This is a genomic window from Polaribacter filamentus, assembly GCF_002943715.1.
Lineage (GTDB): Bacteria > Bacteroidota > Bacteroidia > Flavobacteriales > Flavobacteriaceae > Polaribacter > Polaribacter filamentus.
Genome location: NZ_MQUA01000013.1, coordinates 2,192,014 through 2,208,760, shown reverse-complemented (window position 1 = coordinate 2,208,760; position 16,747 = coordinate 2,192,014). Strand labels below are relative to the sequence as shown.

Here is a 16,747-nt window from a genome sequence, read left to right as displayed (position 1 = left end):
AGAACAGAAGATGAAAAAATTAGGATTTTGTATTGCACTTTGTGCCCTAGTAAGTTTAAAAATAAGCGCTCAAACCGATACACAACAAACAGGCGGAATTACCACTGCAACTCCGTTTTTATTAATTGTACCCGATGCTAGAGCAGGAGGAATGGGGGATATAGGTGTTGCAACGACTGCGGATGCGTTCTCTTTATTTCACAATCCTGCAAAAATTGTGTTTAGTGATCGCCAAATAAAAACAGGGCTTACCTATTCGCCTTGGTTGCGTAATTTAACGGATGATATTTTTATAGGAAGTGGTTCTTATATTAATCGATTTAGCGAAAACTCAGCTTGGGGAGCAGATTTTAAATATTTTTCTTTAGGTCAAATAGATTTAACAGATGATACAGGGAACCCAAACGGAACGATAAACCCGAATGAATTGGCAGCAACAGGCTCGTATGCTTTAAAATTAAGTGAAACTTTTTCTATGGGAGTTTCTTTAAAATACATTCGCTCTAATTTGGCATTTAACGGAACTGCAGGAAATTCATTACAACCAATTAATTCTTTTGCGGTGGATGTGTCTGGGTATTATCAATCGTATGAAGAAAATTACGGTAATTTTAATGGACGTTACAGAATAGGTTTTAATATTGCTAATATTGGACCAAAAGTTTCTTATACTCCTGGTCAAGAAGATTTTATCCCAACAAATTTAAAATTTGGTGGAGGTTTTGATTTTATTTTAGACGATTACAATATTATTTCTACAACGGTTGAATTTACAAAATTATTAGTACCAACGCCGCAGCTAGACGGTTCTGATGATGACCAAGGATGGATTCAAGGAATGTTTAGTTCTTTTGGAGATGCGCCAGGAGGATTTAGTGAGGAATTGCAAGAATTTACCTATGCATTAGGTGGAGAATATTTATACAATAATGCCTTTGCTTTAAGAGCAGGGTATTTTCATGAAAGCCAAGACAAAGGGAATAGACAATATTTTACCTTAGGTGGTGGTTTCAAAACCAACGCTTTAAATATCGATTTGTCGTATTTAATTAATTCTTCGGATGTAAATAATCCGCTAGAAAACTCATTGCGCTTTTCTTTATCGTTTGATTTAGGAGAAATCTATGACAATTATTAAAAGTGATAAATTTTTAGTAAATTTACAGTATAAAAAGCAGTCAAAAAAGGCTGCTTTTTTTGACCCCATTATTTATGAAAAAAATAGAAATAGTAGCATCCGCAACCCTTTTTAATGATGTGTCAGAACTTTCTTTAGAAGATAAAATGTTGATGGATAAAGCCGTAGAAGCTAGAAAAAAAGCATACGCGCCCTATTCTAAATTTAGTGTTGGTGCCGCATTGTTGTTAGAAAATAATGAAATTGTTTTAGGAAACAACCAAGAAAACGCGGCGTATCCATCAGGAATGTGTGCAGAAAGAGTTGCTATTTGGAAAGCTGGATCTGATTTTCCAGACGTGAAAATTATAAAATTAGCGATATCCGCAAGTTCATCCATTAAAAAAGTAGACAAGCCTGTTGGGCCTTGTGGAGCTTGCAGACAATCATTGTCAGAATATGAAATCAAACAAAAACAACCTTTTCAGGTCTTGTTTATGGGCGAAGTTGGTGAGATTGTAAAAACGGAATCGCTGCTTTCATTATTGCCTTTTTCTTTTGATAGCTCTTATTTATAAGATAAAAAAGTACTAAATAGAAACTGTTTTGCATTTTTAAAACCGTGTCAATTCGAGTTAATTTTAAAATGGAAACGAGTAAAATAGGTAACTAGAATACTGATTTTAGTTGTTATCTAGTCAAGAAAAGACACAAAACAGCTCATCATAAAATTTTATCATAAATTATTGCTCGAAAAAAAAATGATTCCTTTTTTTACTGCTATTGTGAAAGAAAATCAATTAGAGAATCATTTAGAGATTATTACTGATTTTTTTGGAATGATATTATTTTTGATACCTATCCTATAGTAATAGTATAATGTAAAAACACCTTGATAAAAATGCTTTTGTACCTTTTAAGAAAGATCATTTTACACTTTGGGTATCGTATTTTTTGGAAACGATTGATACTTGTTTTAAAGGAGAGAATTCAGAAAGAATGAAGTCTAGAGCTTAATCTATCGCTACGGTTATGCAATTAAAGAGGAATCTTTATACAGAGAAATAAGGTTCTTTTGTATTTTGAATTTCGTTTTTTGTACGTGATTTAACATTCTAGAAATAAGAAAATCACTTAATTTTACACCAGTTGTTAATTAAAAGCAAAATGATTTCATCAAAAATTACAGGTACCGGAACTTTTATTCCGTCTTTAAAAAAAGAAAACACAGATTTTTTAAATGAAAAATTTTTAGATTCTGATGGTGTTGCGCTTACATCTGAAAATGATGTTATCATAGAAAAATTTAAGGCAATTACTGGTATCCAGGAAAGACGGTATGCACGTGCAGAATATACGTCATCTGACTTGGCTTTTTTTGCTGCTCAGAAAGCAATCGAAGATGCACAGATTAACAAAGAAGAAATTGATTATATTATTTTTGCTCATAATTTTGGCGATGTAAAACGAGGTGCAATTCAGGGTGATATGCTACCAAGTTTAGCAACCAGAGTAAAATGTAAATTAAAAATTGAAAACCCTAATTGTGTAGCCTATGATATTCTATTTGGCTGTCCGGGTTGGATTCAAGGAGTTATTCAAGCGCAAGCGTTTATAAAAGCCGGAATTGCAAAAAAATGTTTAGTGATTGGTGCAGAAACTTTATCGAGAGTTATTGATAAATACGATAGAGATTCTATGATTTATAGCGACGGAGCCGGAGCTTGTATCGTGGAGGAAACAACAGAAACGGACTCAGGTATTTTAAGCCACGCAACACAAACTTTTGCAAAAGAAGAAGCGTATTATTTGCATTATGGAAGTTCATTTAATAAAAAGGAAGATAAAAATGTGCGGTATATAAAAATGTTCGGACGTAAAATTTACGAATTTGCGATAACGAATGTTCCTGCAGCAATGAAAATGGCTTTGGATAAATCTGGAGTTGAAATTAGTGACGTAAAGAAAATTTTTATCCATCAAGCGAATGAAAAAATGGATGAGGCGATTGTAAAACGTTTTTTTAGGTTGTATAAAATGTCAGTTCCTGAGGGTGTGATGCCAATGAGTATTCATAAATTAGGAAACAGTTCTGTAGCAACGGTGCCTACTTTGTTAGATTTGGTTTTAAAAGGAAAAATAGAAAATCAATCCGTAAATAAAGGGGATGTTATTATTTTGGCTTCCGTAGGAGCAGGAATGAATATCAATGCAATTGTGTACAAGTATTAAGCTGTACTATTCAAAGTTCAAAGGGAATTAGTTGCCATAGGTATTGTGTATTTTGAAGGATGCTATTTGTTAGGATTTCAGTTCCAGTAATCACGCTTTTGGTTGTGATATAGTGCACTTCTTTAACAACTAAAAATGCCGTGCTCTGCAAAAATTTCATTTATTTTAAACGTAAAGTTCACTTGAATTGAATTCATTTTGTAAAATGCAAAAGATTTGCAATACATAATTATGTTTTCTACGTGCCGCTGTGATAGTAAAAAAAGGAATAGAAGAGGTTGTTTTTAGATCGAATTCGTAGTGATTTCAGCGCATACTAATTAACTTAAAAATACTAACTTCTTATATGGTAAATCTAATATCAAAATATTATTTTTGCGTATGGAACAAGACCAAGTACTTATTTTAGATTTTGGATCGCAATACACTCAGTTAATTGCGAGAAGAGTAAGGGAGTTAAACATTTATTGTGAAATTCATCCGTATAACCATCCACCAAAGGAATTAGAAAACTTTAAAGCAGTCATCTTATCGGGAAGTCCAAATTCCGTTAGAGGAGAGAATGTTTTACATCCAGAGCTATCTGAAATAAGAGGGAAAAAACCTTTGTTGGCTGTTTGTTATGGAGCGCAATATTTAGCCCATTTTTCTGGAGGAAAAGTAGCGCCATCAAGCACTAGAGAATATGGAAGAGCAAATTTATCATTTGTAAAAAATGATGAAATTTTCTTTCAAAATATTTCGGTAGGAAGCCAAGTTTGGATGAGTCATTCAGACACTATTAAAGAATTACCAACCAATGGTCTTTTATTGGCGAGTACAAAAGACGTAGAAAATGCGGCTTATAAAATTGAGGGCGAAGATACATTTGCCATTCAATTTCACCCAGAAGTGTATCATACAAAAGACGGAAAACAATTATTGGCAAACTTTTTGGTAGACATAGCCAAAGTTGGGCAAACTTGGACGCCAGATTCTTTTGTAGAAAGCACCGTAGCTGCGATTAAAGAAAAAGTGGGAAATGATAAGGTTGTTTTAGGACTTTCTGGAGGTGTAGATTCTACTGTTGCAGCAGTTTTATTGCACAAAGCGATCGGAAAAAATTTGTATTGTATTTTCGTTAATAATGGGTTGTTGCGTAAAAATGAGTTCGAAAGCGTTTTGAAACAATACGAAGGAATGGGTTTAAACGTTAAAGGTGTAGATGCATCGAAACGTTTTTTAGATAAATTAGCAGGTATTTCTGATCCGGAAGGAAAAAGAAAAGCTATTGGTGTTACTTTTATTGATGTTTTTGATGACGAAGCGCACCACATACAAGATGTAAAATGGTTGGCACAAGGCACTATTTATCCAGATGTAATTGAATCTGTTTCTGTAAATGGTGGGCCATCAGCAACTATAAAAAGTCACCATAATGTGGGCGGATTGCCAGATTATATGAAGTTGAAAATTGTGGAACCTTTGCGAATGATTTTTAAAGACGAAGTAAGAAGAGTTGGCGCATCTATGGGGATTGATCCCGAGTTATTAGGACGTCATCCTTTTCCGGGTCCAGGATTGGGAATCCGTATTTTAGGAGATATAACCGCCGAAAAAGTTCGTATTTTGCAAGAAGTAGACGCTATTTTTATCAACGGATTAAAAGAAGATGGTTTGTATGATAAAGTTTGGCAAGCAGGCGCCATGTTATTACCCGTAAATTCTGTTGGAGTGATGGGCGATGAACGAACGTATGAAAAAGTAGTAGCTTTAAGAGCCGTAGAAAGTACAGACGGAATGACGGCAGATTGGGTAGATCTACCGTATGAATTTTTGCAAAAAACATCAAACAAAATTATAAATCAAGTAAAAGGGGTCAATAGAGTTGTCTATGATATCAGTTCAAAACCACCTGCAACTATAGAATGGGAATAGAGCATATGAAACATGTAAAGATTTTTATTTTTCTATCTATTTTAACGTTTACCGTTTCTTGCGGACAACAGAATAGATACATACAGTACAAAGTTAAAAAGGGCGAAACCATTTATACCATTGCCAAGAATTTAGACATGAAAGAACAGGATTTAATTCGTTTAAATCCTGACGTAACTGGTGGTCTTAAAGCAGATTCCTTTATTGTAGTGCCAGAAAAAAGTCTACATAATTATAAAGCTAAAAATTTAAAAGAACATACCGATGAGGTTCATACAGCTGTTGTGTCTGATGAAGGTGAATCTATTGAAAAGAAAATAAAGCTCTTAAATGAATTAAGAGAAAAGTTTGTGGTGTATGAAGTAAAAAAAGGAGATACTTTTTACAGTTTAAACAAAATGTTTAACGTGACAAGGGGGGAATTGCTATTGCTAAACCCTGAGTTAGTGGAAGGTTTAAAAGTTGGTCAAAATTTAAAAATCAAAGAAATACCTGTTAAGGTTAGCAGGGACGTAAGTTTTTATGATGATTATATAAAGCCAAACACCTCTTTAAAAGTAGCGTTGTTATTGCCATTTAAAGCAGATATATATAATATTGATACACTTGCACCCAAGGAAATTTTTATTAAAAATGCAGCACTTGTAAACATTGCAACCGATTTTTATATGGGTGCAGAAATTGCAATAGATTCTTTAAGAAGTAGTGGTGTAGAAATAGAATTCAATGTTTTTGATACGGGAAATAGAAGTACCAATGAAGTAAGAAATCTTCTAGCAAACAGAGATTTTAGCAGAAACGATGTTGTTATAGGCCCTTTGTACTCAGAAGAGGTGCAAATGGTTGCAAATAGTGTAAATATTCCTGTTGTTTTTCCGGTGTATTCTAGCAATCAATCAGATTTTTCTTCTTCAAATATTGTAAAAACATCACCAGAAAAAAGTGTTTTTAGACAAGAATTAGAAAGATATATTAAAGAGAATTTTGATCAAGGAAACATTATAATTGTGAGTGATGATAAGCCAGCATCTTTAGAAACAAGTAGATTATTAAGGTCTTCTTTACAAACGAAGATTAGTGCGAGTAGCATACATCTGCTAACTCCAAGCAACGGTTACATTGCGAAATCAAGGTTTTCTCAAATCTTAAAACCAAATACAAAGAACTGGGTTATTATTGCTTCGGATAGCAACTTAATTATTGCAGATGTGATAAATAGCTTGATAAGTTTGCCAGAAGAAACCACTACTAAAGTTTTTACTTTTGATAAAAGCAGCGTTTATGAAAATGTAGACAATAGAAAATTAGCAAGAGTTGGTTTTACCTATATAAGTGATGAGTTTATTGATGAAAATTCTCTAGAAACGAGAAGCTTTAACGCTCAATATTATAAGAAGAATAAGACATTGCCTTCTTTTTATGCTACAAAAGGATTTGATATTACCTATGACATTTTAGTGCGATTGGCTTCTGGAAATGATTTAAAGAAAACGTTTAAAGCAGGAACATCGTCTAGAGTAGAAACAAAATTTGACTATAGAAACAGTAATACAGAGAATCAGGGGTTGTTTATTGTTCAGTACAATAAAGACTTGACGTTAACTAAACTGAAGTAGAAAAACATTCTGTAGAAGTTGTTTGAGTATCCTCTTGTCAAGTGAATGTATAAAATAAAAAAAAATCCGCTATTAGCGGATTTTTTTTATCAGAAATTTAGAAAAATTAGATCTTTTGCATCTGCTTTTTCATCATTTGTATTTGTTCTTTTAGCATACCGTGTTTGTCTAATTTTTTAGCTTCTGCCATTAAATTAGTGGCTTCACGTTTGCGTCTTTTGGTCATTGCAATTCCTGCTAACTGTAGTTTTGCCATTGCCAAATCATGATCCATAGACAATCCTATTTTTACAGCTTTACGTAAATATTTTTCTGCTTGGGTAATGTTGGTTTGGCTTAACATAATTCCGTGTAAATAGTTGTAATACCCTTGTTGTTTTGTAATCAAAGCAGCTTCAGGATTTTTAATATAGTTTAACCATTTCTGTGCCCCAGGAAAATTTTGTTTACGCAATTGTAAAAAAGCCAATAAAATAAATTCATTTTTAAAATAGAACAAAATGAAAATTCCAGCGAATAATAAGATGGAAATTCCGTTCATAATATTCCCTTGACTAAATTGATAAACAGCCCAAGCTGAAATTAAAACTGCTAAAACTAATTTTATGTTTTTATGAAACATTGTATGTGTATGTTTTTTGTAATCTCGATTAAATTCGAGCGATCGTTTTACTAAGTGAAATGCAAAAATACATTTTAAAATGAAAATACCTACAAGCTTTTTATATTGAATCTAGTTCGAGATAAGAAAACTTGCAGGTACTACACTATTTCTTGTAATATTTTTTATATTTAAACCAAGAAAATGTTCCAAGAATGGCAACAAATCCTATGCAGTAGTATACAGTTGTTGGTGTAATTACTCGATCTCCACTCGCATAAGAATGCAATCCAGATAAATAGAAATTTACACCAAAATAAGTCATCATAATAGATGCATATGCAATGATAGACCAAAGATTAAAGGTATATCTTCCTCGTAAACCAGGAATTAAACGCATATGTAAAACAAAAGCATACACCATAATAGAAATTAGTGCCCAAGTTTCCTTTGGATCCCAACCCCAATAACGACCCCAACTCTCATTGGCCCACATTCCGCCTAAAAAAGTACCAATTGTTAGCATAACAAGCCCAACTGTAATTGCCATTTCGTTTATAACAGTAAGTTCTTTAATATGAACATCCATTCTTTTTTTGTTATTTTCATTGGTGAAAAGCATTATGAAAAGAGAGAATATTCCTAAAATTAATCCTAAAGTGAAAGGACCATAACTTGCCACAATTATTGAAACATGCACTTTTAACCACCAAGAATTTAATACCGGTTGTAAATTTGCAATCTCTGGATCTAACCAACTTTGACTTGCAAAAAATAGTGTAACTGCAGTAATAAATGTAGTTGCAGTGATGGTTAAAGCAGATTTTCTACCCAAAAATAATCCAAATAACATGGTTGCCCAGGCTACAAAGATGATAGATTCGTATGCATTACTCCAAGGTGCGTTTCCACTAATGTACCATCTGGCAGCTAAGCCTAAAGTATGCAGTATAAATAAAGAGACAGCAACACCAATTAAGATTTTTACAACATAACTAATCCATTTTTTAGTACTAAATATCTGGGCAACTACAAATAGTATTAAAAGTAAACTCGCAAAGCCATAATAACGCACCAATTTTGTAAAAACACTGTATTTGTTATACGCGATTTCTAATTCGACTTGCCTATCTGAAGGAAGAACTTCTGACCCAAATTTCTCCTGATATTTTTTTATACCCGCTAAAATCTGATTCGCTTTTGTATAATCGCCTGTTTTTTTTGCCGTTTGCAATAACTGCACATAAAGATTTAAAGATCTGCGAACAAAGAATGAATCTTGTGGTTTAAAACCTTCTGTTGACGAGGTTTCTGGTTGTGAAACCCACTTATTATTTTCGTCACCAGGAATAGGGTAAATTTTTAAAATTCCACCACCAATTGCACCATATAATAAGCCAACTCTTTTATCAATTTTAATCAAATCTTTATCAAAATAACTCTTCACACTTTTCTTTTGTGCTTCGGCAACGTCTTCTCTAATTTTATAAGTTGCATTATCTGTAAAAAAATCTGATAAACGGGCATATTTGGCAGTTTCAGGTAAACCTAATTGTACTCTAATTTTTGTATTTCCTTTCTCTAAAAAAACAGCAGGAACTTCATACCAAAGCTTTGGGTTTTCTATAATAGACAGTAAAACCTGACTAGGTTCCATGCCATATAAAGTCTCTGTTTGACTAACTTTTCTTACAAGTTCTGAAGCAAAAGTATGCGCAGGTTTCATTCGTCCACCAGCATCTTGAATTACTAGTTTGTTAAAACTTTCTGCGTGTTCTAAAGAAACTAAATTAGATTTTAATATAGAATCAACTTGTTGATCAGAAATTCTGCTAGCGCCATGGCCATTTTCATGTTGGCTGTAACTAAAAGAACATACGAAAATAGCGAATAGAACAGACATTGTTGTTTTTTTCTTTCTAATTTTCTTTAACGAGTTTTTTAAATCATCAAATCGTGTAAATTTTGCAAAGAAGATACAAATCATACCTGTGTATAAAAATGAATATCCTAAATATGTAATTAAGGTTCCCAAAAAATCATGATTTACAGAAAGATGCGTTTGTTCTTTTTCTCCGGATAAATCATAACTAGCCTGAAATAGCTTATAACCTTTATGGTCTAAAATATGATTCATAAAAATTTTAAAATCAAAGGTTTCATTATCATCAATTACAGTTACTTCACTTGCGTATGAAGCAGCACTTTCTGATCCTGGATATTTTTCTAGCTGAAAATCATTCAGTTTTACTTTAAAAGGAGTTTCTAATATTTTCGCTCCATACCAGATTCTAAAATTCAATCCATTCAAGGTAAATTCTTTTGTATCGTCGCTATTAAATTTCCCACCTGTAAGTTCTACTCTTTTTGTTTCGTTATTAGTGATGATATCTAATACAACAACATCTAACATTTTGTCATCTTTAACGCCACTAATTGTTTTCATTACTCCTTTGCTAGGGTATTGAGGCACTACAAAAGGCAATCCATGAACATTGTAAAGAGAACGCAATTTAAAATCTTGAGTGCTGTCTTTTGTCAAGTTTCCTTTTTCTTGGGTTGCCATAACTTGAAAAGTACCAGCTTCTTTTGCATTAATTTTTAAGGAGTCATTTCTCTTAAAAATATTTATAGATGCTGAATTGTCTGGAGCATTATACCCCACTAGAATATTGTGAATATTTTGAATCGTACCAGATTTTATATAATGTTCATGTCTGCTTCCGCTAGAAGATTCCACGAAAAATAAATACTCATCTCCATTTTCATCATCGACTAATTTTTTCTCTGCCCAAGGGATGTAATCAACTAAATTTACTTTGTATTCTTTGTCTCTAAATGCAGCTGCATAAGACCAAGAATTTTTGCCCCAAGCAGAAAGTAAAATAGGTTTATGAACTGTTTTTTGCTCTTCATTATTATCAACAATAACATTTATGTAGGTGGTTTCTGATAAAAATTGACTGGTAGTTTGACCTTCATCAATCAACATAATACCTTCAAAACCAATATATCTTGTTACTGCAGCGCCTACAAGAATTAATAAAAAAGATAAATGAAACATTAATGTAGCCCATTTTTCTTTTTTGTACAATCTGTATCTAAATATGTTTCCAAAAAATTGATCATAAAAAAGACCATAATCGCTTCAAACCACCAAGCGTTATAAACTAATGCTTTAGAAGTTTGCGTGCCATAGTCATTTTCTATAAAAGTTGCAACGCCCATTGCAGCTGCAAAAACAATAAATAAGACTGCTGTTAATCGTGTTGAGTAGAGGAAATTGAAAATTTTTTTCATCTGAATTTGTTGCTTTTAAAAGTCATGCAAAAATAAGGATAAAAGCAATAAGACTTGATACTGATAAGATGTTTTTTGTTGTTAAGAAGTGTTAAAAATTGAGTAATAAGCTATTTTGATTTGATATCATTTGTACTTTTTTAGAATAACTTTAATAGACTACTCTAATTGAAACAAGACAAATCGATAGGCTTTAAAATAAAATTTATAGTTATTAAAGTTAAATATTACTCTACAACACTATCAATTAAAATAGTCAATAAATCGATTGCTGCTTGTGCAATTTTAGTTCCTGGGCCAAAAACACCAACGGCACCAGCATCAAAAAGAAATTGATAATCTTGCGCGGGAATTACCCCACCAACAATAACCATAATATCTTCTCGTCCGTATTTTTTAAGTTCTGCTATTACCTGCGGAACTAATGTTTTATGACCTGCGGCTAAAGACGAAATTCCTAAAATATGAACATCGTTTTCTACAGCTTGTTTTGTAGCTTCTTTTGGTGTTTGAAAAAGTGGACCAATATCAACATCAAAACCTAAATCGGCATAACCCGTTGCAACTACTTTTGCACCGCGATCGTGACCATCTTGCCCTAATTTGGCAATCATAATTCTTGGACGTCTTCCTTCTAAATCAGCAAATTTATTCGCTAATTCGGCTGCTTTTTTAAATAGTTTGTCTTCTTTTATTTCTTTACTATACACACCAGATATGGTTTTTGTAACTGCTTTATGTCTACCATAAACAACTTCTAAAGCATCGGATATTTCCCCTAAAGTAGCTCTGTTCCTTGCTGCTTTTACTGCTAATTCGAGTAAGTTTTCTTCACCTGATTTTGCAGCAGTTGTTAAATTTACTAAAGATTTTAGAACTTCTTCAGTATTTCTATCAGCTTTTAGTTGATGTAATCTTTCAATTTGCGATTTACGAACTGCTTCATTATCAACTTCTAAAATATGTAAAGGATCTTCTTGTTTTAATTGATATTTATTTACACCAACAATTACATCTTTTCCGCTATCAATTCTTGCTTGCTTTTTTGCAGCAGCTTCTTCAATTCGCAATTTCGGAATTCCTTTTTCAATGGCTTTGGTCATTCCGCCTAAATCTTCCACTTCTTTAATCAACTTCCAAGCTTTGTTGGCAATGTCCTCTGTTAGTTGTTCAACATGATAACTTCCCGCCCAAGGATCTACGGTCTTGGTAATTTTCGTTTCCTGTTGTAGAAATATTTGTGTGTTTCTTGCAATACGTGCAGAAAAATCTGTGGGTAAAGCAATTGCTTCGTCCAAGGCATTTGTATGTAAACTTTGTGTGCCTCCAAAAACCGCAGCCATCGCTTCGATTGTAGTTCTTGCAACATTGTTAAAAGGATCTTGCGCTGTTAAAGACCAACCACTTGTTTGACAATGTGTTCTTAGTGCGAGTGATTTTTGGTTTTTCGGATTGAATTTCTTTACAATTTTTGCCCACAACATTCTTGCGGCTCTTAACTTTGCAACTTCTGTAAAATGATCCATGCCAATTGCCCAAAAGAAGGACAATCTTGGCGCAAAAGAATCGATATCCATTCCTGCAGCAATTCCTTCTTTAATATATTCTAATCCGTCTGCTAGCGTATATGCCAATTCAATTTCTGCAGTTGCACCCGCTTCTTGCATGTGATATCCAGAAATAGAAATAGAGTTGTATTTTGGCATATTTTTGCTGGTATATTTAAAAATATCCGCAATAATTTTCATGGATGGAGAAGGAGGATAGATGTAAGTATTTCGCACCATAAACTCCTTTAAAATATCATTTTGAATGGTTCCAGATAGTTGATCAGGAGAAACTCCTTGCTCTTCTGCCGCGACAATATAAAAGGCTAAAATGGGCAAAACAGCGCCATTCATAGTCATTGAAACCGACATTTTATCTAAAGGTATTTGATCAAACAAAACCTTCATGTCTTCTACAGAATCAATGGCTACACCAGCTTTACCAACATCTCCTTGCACACGTTCGTGATCTGAATCATACCCTCTGTGCGTTGCTAAATCAAACGCAACTGATAATCCTTTTTGACCAGCTTCTAAATTTCGTTTGTAAAAAGCATTGCTTTCATCGGCGGTAGAAAAACCTGCATATTGGCGAATTGTCCAAGGTCTAATTACGTACATTGTAGCATACGGACCTCTTAAATTTGGGGCAATTCCTGCTACAAAATCTTCGTGTGCAAAAGTTCTGAGTTCTGAGTTCTGAGTTCTGAGTTGTTTACCTGAACTGTGATTTCTAGATTCTGAATTTTTTAAACTGATATGTTCGAATGATTTTCTAGACATTTTCTTGGGCTAATCTTTCTTTTTCTAAAGTTTCAGAAAGGCGTTTTCTATTAATGGGTATAAGTATCGTTTTAATGTTTCGCTGTTTTACAAAAGGATACAATTCTAAGTCATGTTTCATTTTATCGGCTGCATTTAATTGCATATTTGATCCTAATAAAATAATTTTTTTGCTCGTGAAGTTTTCATCCTCTTTTAAAGCGCTTTCGGATATTTTCTTTTGGATGGCTCCCGCTTTTAGTTGATGTAAAAATCCGCCAGCTTTTTCGATTTGTTTAAAAATTAACAATGCTTTTTCGGCTAATTGCTCTGTAATTGTTTCAATGTAATAAGAGCCATCAGCAAAATTTTGTGCTTCTTGTAAGTAACTTTCTTGTTGCAAAATTAGCAACTGATTTCTAGAAATCCGATTTCCAAATTCATTCGATTTATGATAAATAGCATCATAAGAAACATTAGAAATTGTGCTGGAACCACCTAAAATAGCGCTCATACATTCTGTGGTAGTTCGCAGCATATTCACATTGTAATCATATAATGTTTTGTTTCGCAAACTAGGTTGCGTAAAAATATGTGCGGCTACATTTTTTACTTCATATTCATTTAAAAGCGTTTCCCATAAAATTCTAAAGGCTCGTAATTTAGCAATTTCAAAAAAGTAATTACTACTCACAGAAAAAGTAAAATGGATTTTATCTGCAGCCGCTTTTCCAAAATGAGCTAAATATTCATTTGCATGTGCAAGTGTGTAAGCTAACTGCTGTGCACTATTTGCTCCGGAATTTTGATACAAATCACCGGAAACTGAAATACAGTTTTTGGTTGAGGAAACCATGTTTTCTAGCTTTCTGTGATCTTCTTTAAGGCTGATAAACCAATTGCCATTCTCAGCTAAATTGCCAAGAATATCAGTTTGAAAATAAACAGTTTCTGAATCGCAAAAGGTAGAAAGTTCTATTTGAAAGTCATCATCCAAAAAAGACAATTGAAAATAAATAGTATTCGACTTAATGTCTATATTTTTTAAAACCTTCTGATAATCAAACTTTTTTACTGCTTTAAATTGAATGGAATTTGCGCCTCTTTTTAAAACATCTAAAGCTAAAGAATTTGCTATTTTTTCATCATCAATAAAAATAGTTTGACAAATATTAAATCCTTTTTTAGGAAGATTTATTTTTGAATTTGTTCGGTCTTCTTTTGTGTAAAAAGGCCTTACAATAATACCTTCATCCGTTTTGTAAAGTAGGGTTTCATTATAATCAGCTCCTTTTAAATCTACTTGAATTTTTTGTTTCCAAGCCGAAGGAGTTACTGGTTCAAATTCATCAAATAGAAAATTGCTCATTATTTTTTATGGTATCAAATTCAATAATATAAATATCTTCGTTTTCTTTTTTCATTAAATATTTTTCTCTTGCAAAACGCTCTAATTGTAAAGAATCTTGAAGGTTTTTGATCATCTCTTTGTCTAAAAATAATTTCTCTTCATAAAAAGTGATCGTGCTTTCTAAATCTTCAATTTCCTTGTTAAATTCCCGATGGACTAAATATGAATTATCATCAAAAAAAAGCATCCATATTATAAAAGGAATAAAAAATAGCACAAAAATGTTTGTAAGAATTTTATAAAACGGATTCTTCTTTAAACGATCAAAAAACTTCATTTATAAACGTTCATTTATTACAGTTCTAACAATATCTATGGCTACAGTATTAAAACGATCATTAGGGATAATAATATCTGCATAATTCTTTGTTGGCTCTATAAATTGTTGATGCATAGGCTTTAAAGTGTCTTGGTATCTATTCAAAACTTCGTCAATATCTCTTCCTCTTTCGTTAATATCTCTTCTAACTCTTCGTATTAAACGTTCATCAGTATCTGCATGTACAAATATTTTAATATCAAACAAATTGCGCAATTCTTCACTGTTAAAAATTAAAATTCCTTCTACAATGACAACTTTTCGAGGATGTGTTTTTAAAGTATCTATCGTTCTATTGTGGGTTACAAAAGAATAAATAGGCTGTTCTATAATTTCACCAGCTTTTAATGCAATTAAATGTTTTACGATTAACTCAAAATCAATCGCTCTTGGATGATCAAAATTTATCTTTTTTCGTTCTTCATAAGACAAACTATCTGTAACTTTATAATAAGAGTCTTGTGATATTACACAAACTTCATCAGTAGGTAAATGTTTTATAATTTGCCTTACCACTGTCGTTTTGCCACTTCCAGTTCCACCTGCAATACCTATAATTAGCATATATTTTAATTGATTTTTTTAAAAATTATTTTACTAAAATAATAAACTTTTTATAAATTGATGAAATTATTAATTTTAATGTCTTTTGCTTTTAAATCGAACATTAAGTTATACAAACCAAAAAACGTTCTATTCATATAAATAAAATGCTTAGAACCTCTGCTTGCATTGTAAGACCTTAACTCGGTGCTTTTTGCAAACTTATCGGCAAATTCTGATATTTGAGCAAAAAATTCTTCACTAGAAAAATCAAACGTTTCTGCATGAAAAGGTTGTGTAAAAATACTTAACATTTCATGAAACATCGCACTAAAAAAGGTTGATTCTTCTTTACTGTCTGATGGTAATAAAATCTCTAATTCATACATTTTTTCTTCGAAAAGCTTTTTATCAGCTAAGGTATCTTCTCTTGCCAAAACGAAATACGGAGTATAAAAATCTAATGGAATTATTTTTATACAACCAAAATCTAATGCAATTAGTTGCACATCTTCAGAAATTAAAAAGTTTCCTGGATGGGGATCTGCATGCACTTTCTTTAAATTATGAATTTGAAACATATAAAAGTCCCACAAAGCCTGACCTAAACTATTTGATTTTTCTTGACTTGTATTGATATTCGTAAACTCAGAAAGATGAATTCCCTTCATCCAATCCATGGTAATAATCTGTTTAGAAGACAAATCTTTATAATAGTTCGGAAACATTAAATTTGGGATATGTTTGCACGCATCTGCAATTTCTTGACTCTGATCTATTTCTAAAATATAATCTGTTTCTTCTAATAATTTATCTTGAACTTCAAGAAAATAATCATCAGACATTTTACCTTTCATGTTGAACATTCTTAGAACAAAAGGTTTTAATAATGCTAAATCAGATTTTATGCTGTCTGCAATTCCTGGATATTGAATTTTTACAGCCAGTTCTTTTCCGTCTTTTTTAGCTTTATGAACTTGCCCAATACTTGCTGCATTGTATGCTTTTAAGTCAAATTCGTCATAAATTTCTGATGGAAATTTCCCAAAACTTTTTTTGAACGTTTTTAAAACTAATGCTTCAGAAAGTGGAGGCACAGAAAACTGCGCTAGAGAAAATTTCTCTACATACGCTCGTGGCAAAAAGCTTTTATCCATACTTAACATTTGCGCAACTTTAAGCGGACTTCCTTTTAAGTCTTTTAGGCTGTCATAAATGTCTTCTGCATTCGATTTGTTTAATTTATCTCTGGCTTCTTCTTCTGTATTTGTAATTTTGTTACCGTAATATTTTAAATAATTTACACCAACCTTGGCACCAGTTGCCACTAATTTAGTTGCACGTTGTATTTTTGAAATGGGAATTTTACTTGCTTTTTTCAT

General features: G+C 32.4%; 11 protein-coding genes and 1 pseudogene. 5 read left to right on the top strand and 7 right to left on the bottom strand.

The annotated features are described in order from the left end of the window. Positions 1–10 precede the first annotated feature (10 nt). From porV to BST83_RS12085, 5 genes are all read left to right on the top strand, one after another. On the top strand, positions 11–1,138 hold the full coding sequence (porV, locus tag BST83_RS12105) for a type IX secretion system outer membrane channel protein PorV (protein ID WP_104810007.1): 1,128 nt from the start codon (positions 11–13) through the stop codon (positions 1,136–1,138). A gap of 74 nt (positions 1,139–1,212) precedes the next feature. Then, positions 1,213–1,695, top strand: a complete 483-nt coding sequence (gene cdd / locus BST83_RS12100; RefSeq protein WP_104810006.1) for a cytidine deaminase — start codon at positions 1,213–1,215, stop codon at positions 1,693–1,695. Positions 1,696–2,284: 589 nt separating this feature from the next. Then, the gene (locus BST83_RS12095) at positions 2,285–3,349 is read left to right on the top strand and encodes a 3-oxoacyl-ACP synthase III family protein (protein ID WP_104810005.1); all 1,065 of its coding nucleotides are present in this window, start codon (positions 2,285–2,287) and stop codon (positions 3,347–3,349) included. 381 nt (positions 3,350–3,730) lie between these two features. Next, positions 3,731–5,266, top strand: coding sequence for a glutamine-hydrolyzing GMP synthase (gene guaA, locus BST83_RS12090; protein ID WP_104810004.1), 1,536 nt, complete (start codon positions 3,731–3,733; stop codon positions 5,264–5,266). Continuing rightward, on the top strand, positions 5,257–6,882 hold the full coding sequence (locus tag BST83_RS12085) for a LysM peptidoglycan-binding domain-containing protein (protein ID WP_104810003.1): 1,626 nt from the start codon (positions 5,257–5,259) through the stop codon (positions 6,880–6,882). Before guaA ends, BST83_RS12085 begins: the two co-directional genes overlap by 10 nt. A 106-nt stretch (positions 6,883–6,988) precedes the next feature. Here the strand turns inward: BST83_RS12085 and BST83_RS12080 are convergent, their stop codons facing one another. The 7 genes and pseudogenes from BST83_RS12080 to BST83_RS12050 form a co-directional block, all read right to left on the bottom strand. Further along, complete coding sequence (locus tag BST83_RS12080; RefSeq protein WP_104810002.1) at positions 6,989–7,504, bottom strand: hypothetical protein; 516 nt, start codon at positions 7,502–7,504, stop codon at positions 6,989–6,991. Between the two features lie 145 nt (positions 7,505–7,649). Beyond that, positions 7,650–10,783, bottom strand: a pseudogene (locus tag BST83_RS12075) (cytochrome c biogenesis protein). A gap of 227 nt (positions 10,784–11,010) precedes the next feature. Continuing rightward, on the bottom strand, positions 11,011–13,113 hold the full coding sequence (scpA, locus tag BST83_RS12070) for a methylmalonyl-CoA mutase (protein WP_104810001.1): 2,103 nt from the start codon (positions 13,111–13,113) through the stop codon (positions 11,011–11,013). Continuing rightward, positions 13,106–14,461 (bottom strand): methylmalonyl-CoA mutase subunit beta, encoded by a 1,356-nt coding sequence (locus tag BST83_RS12065; protein ID WP_104810000.1) that lies wholly within the window; start codon positions 14,459–14,461, stop codon positions 13,106–13,108. The genes scpA and BST83_RS12065 overlap by 8 nt, the downstream gene beginning before the upstream one ends. Continuing rightward, positions 14,442–14,780 carry an FtsB family cell division protein gene (locus BST83_RS12060; protein WP_104809999.1) on the bottom strand — a complete coding sequence of 113 codons (339 nt, stop codon included), beginning with the start codon at positions 14,778–14,780 and terminating at the stop codon, positions 14,442–14,444. The genes BST83_RS12065 and BST83_RS12060 overlap by 20 nt, the downstream gene beginning before the upstream one ends. Further along, on the bottom strand, positions 14,781–15,386 hold the full coding sequence (gene udk / locus BST83_RS12055; protein ID WP_104809998.1) for a uridine kinase: 606 nt from the start codon (positions 15,384–15,386) through the stop codon (positions 14,781–14,783). A gap of 50 nt (positions 15,387–15,436) precedes the next feature. Further along, on the bottom strand, positions 15,437–16,747 hold the full coding sequence (locus tag BST83_RS12050; RefSeq protein WP_104809997.1) for an ABC1 kinase family protein: 1,311 nt from the start codon (positions 16,745–16,747) through the stop codon (positions 15,437–15,439).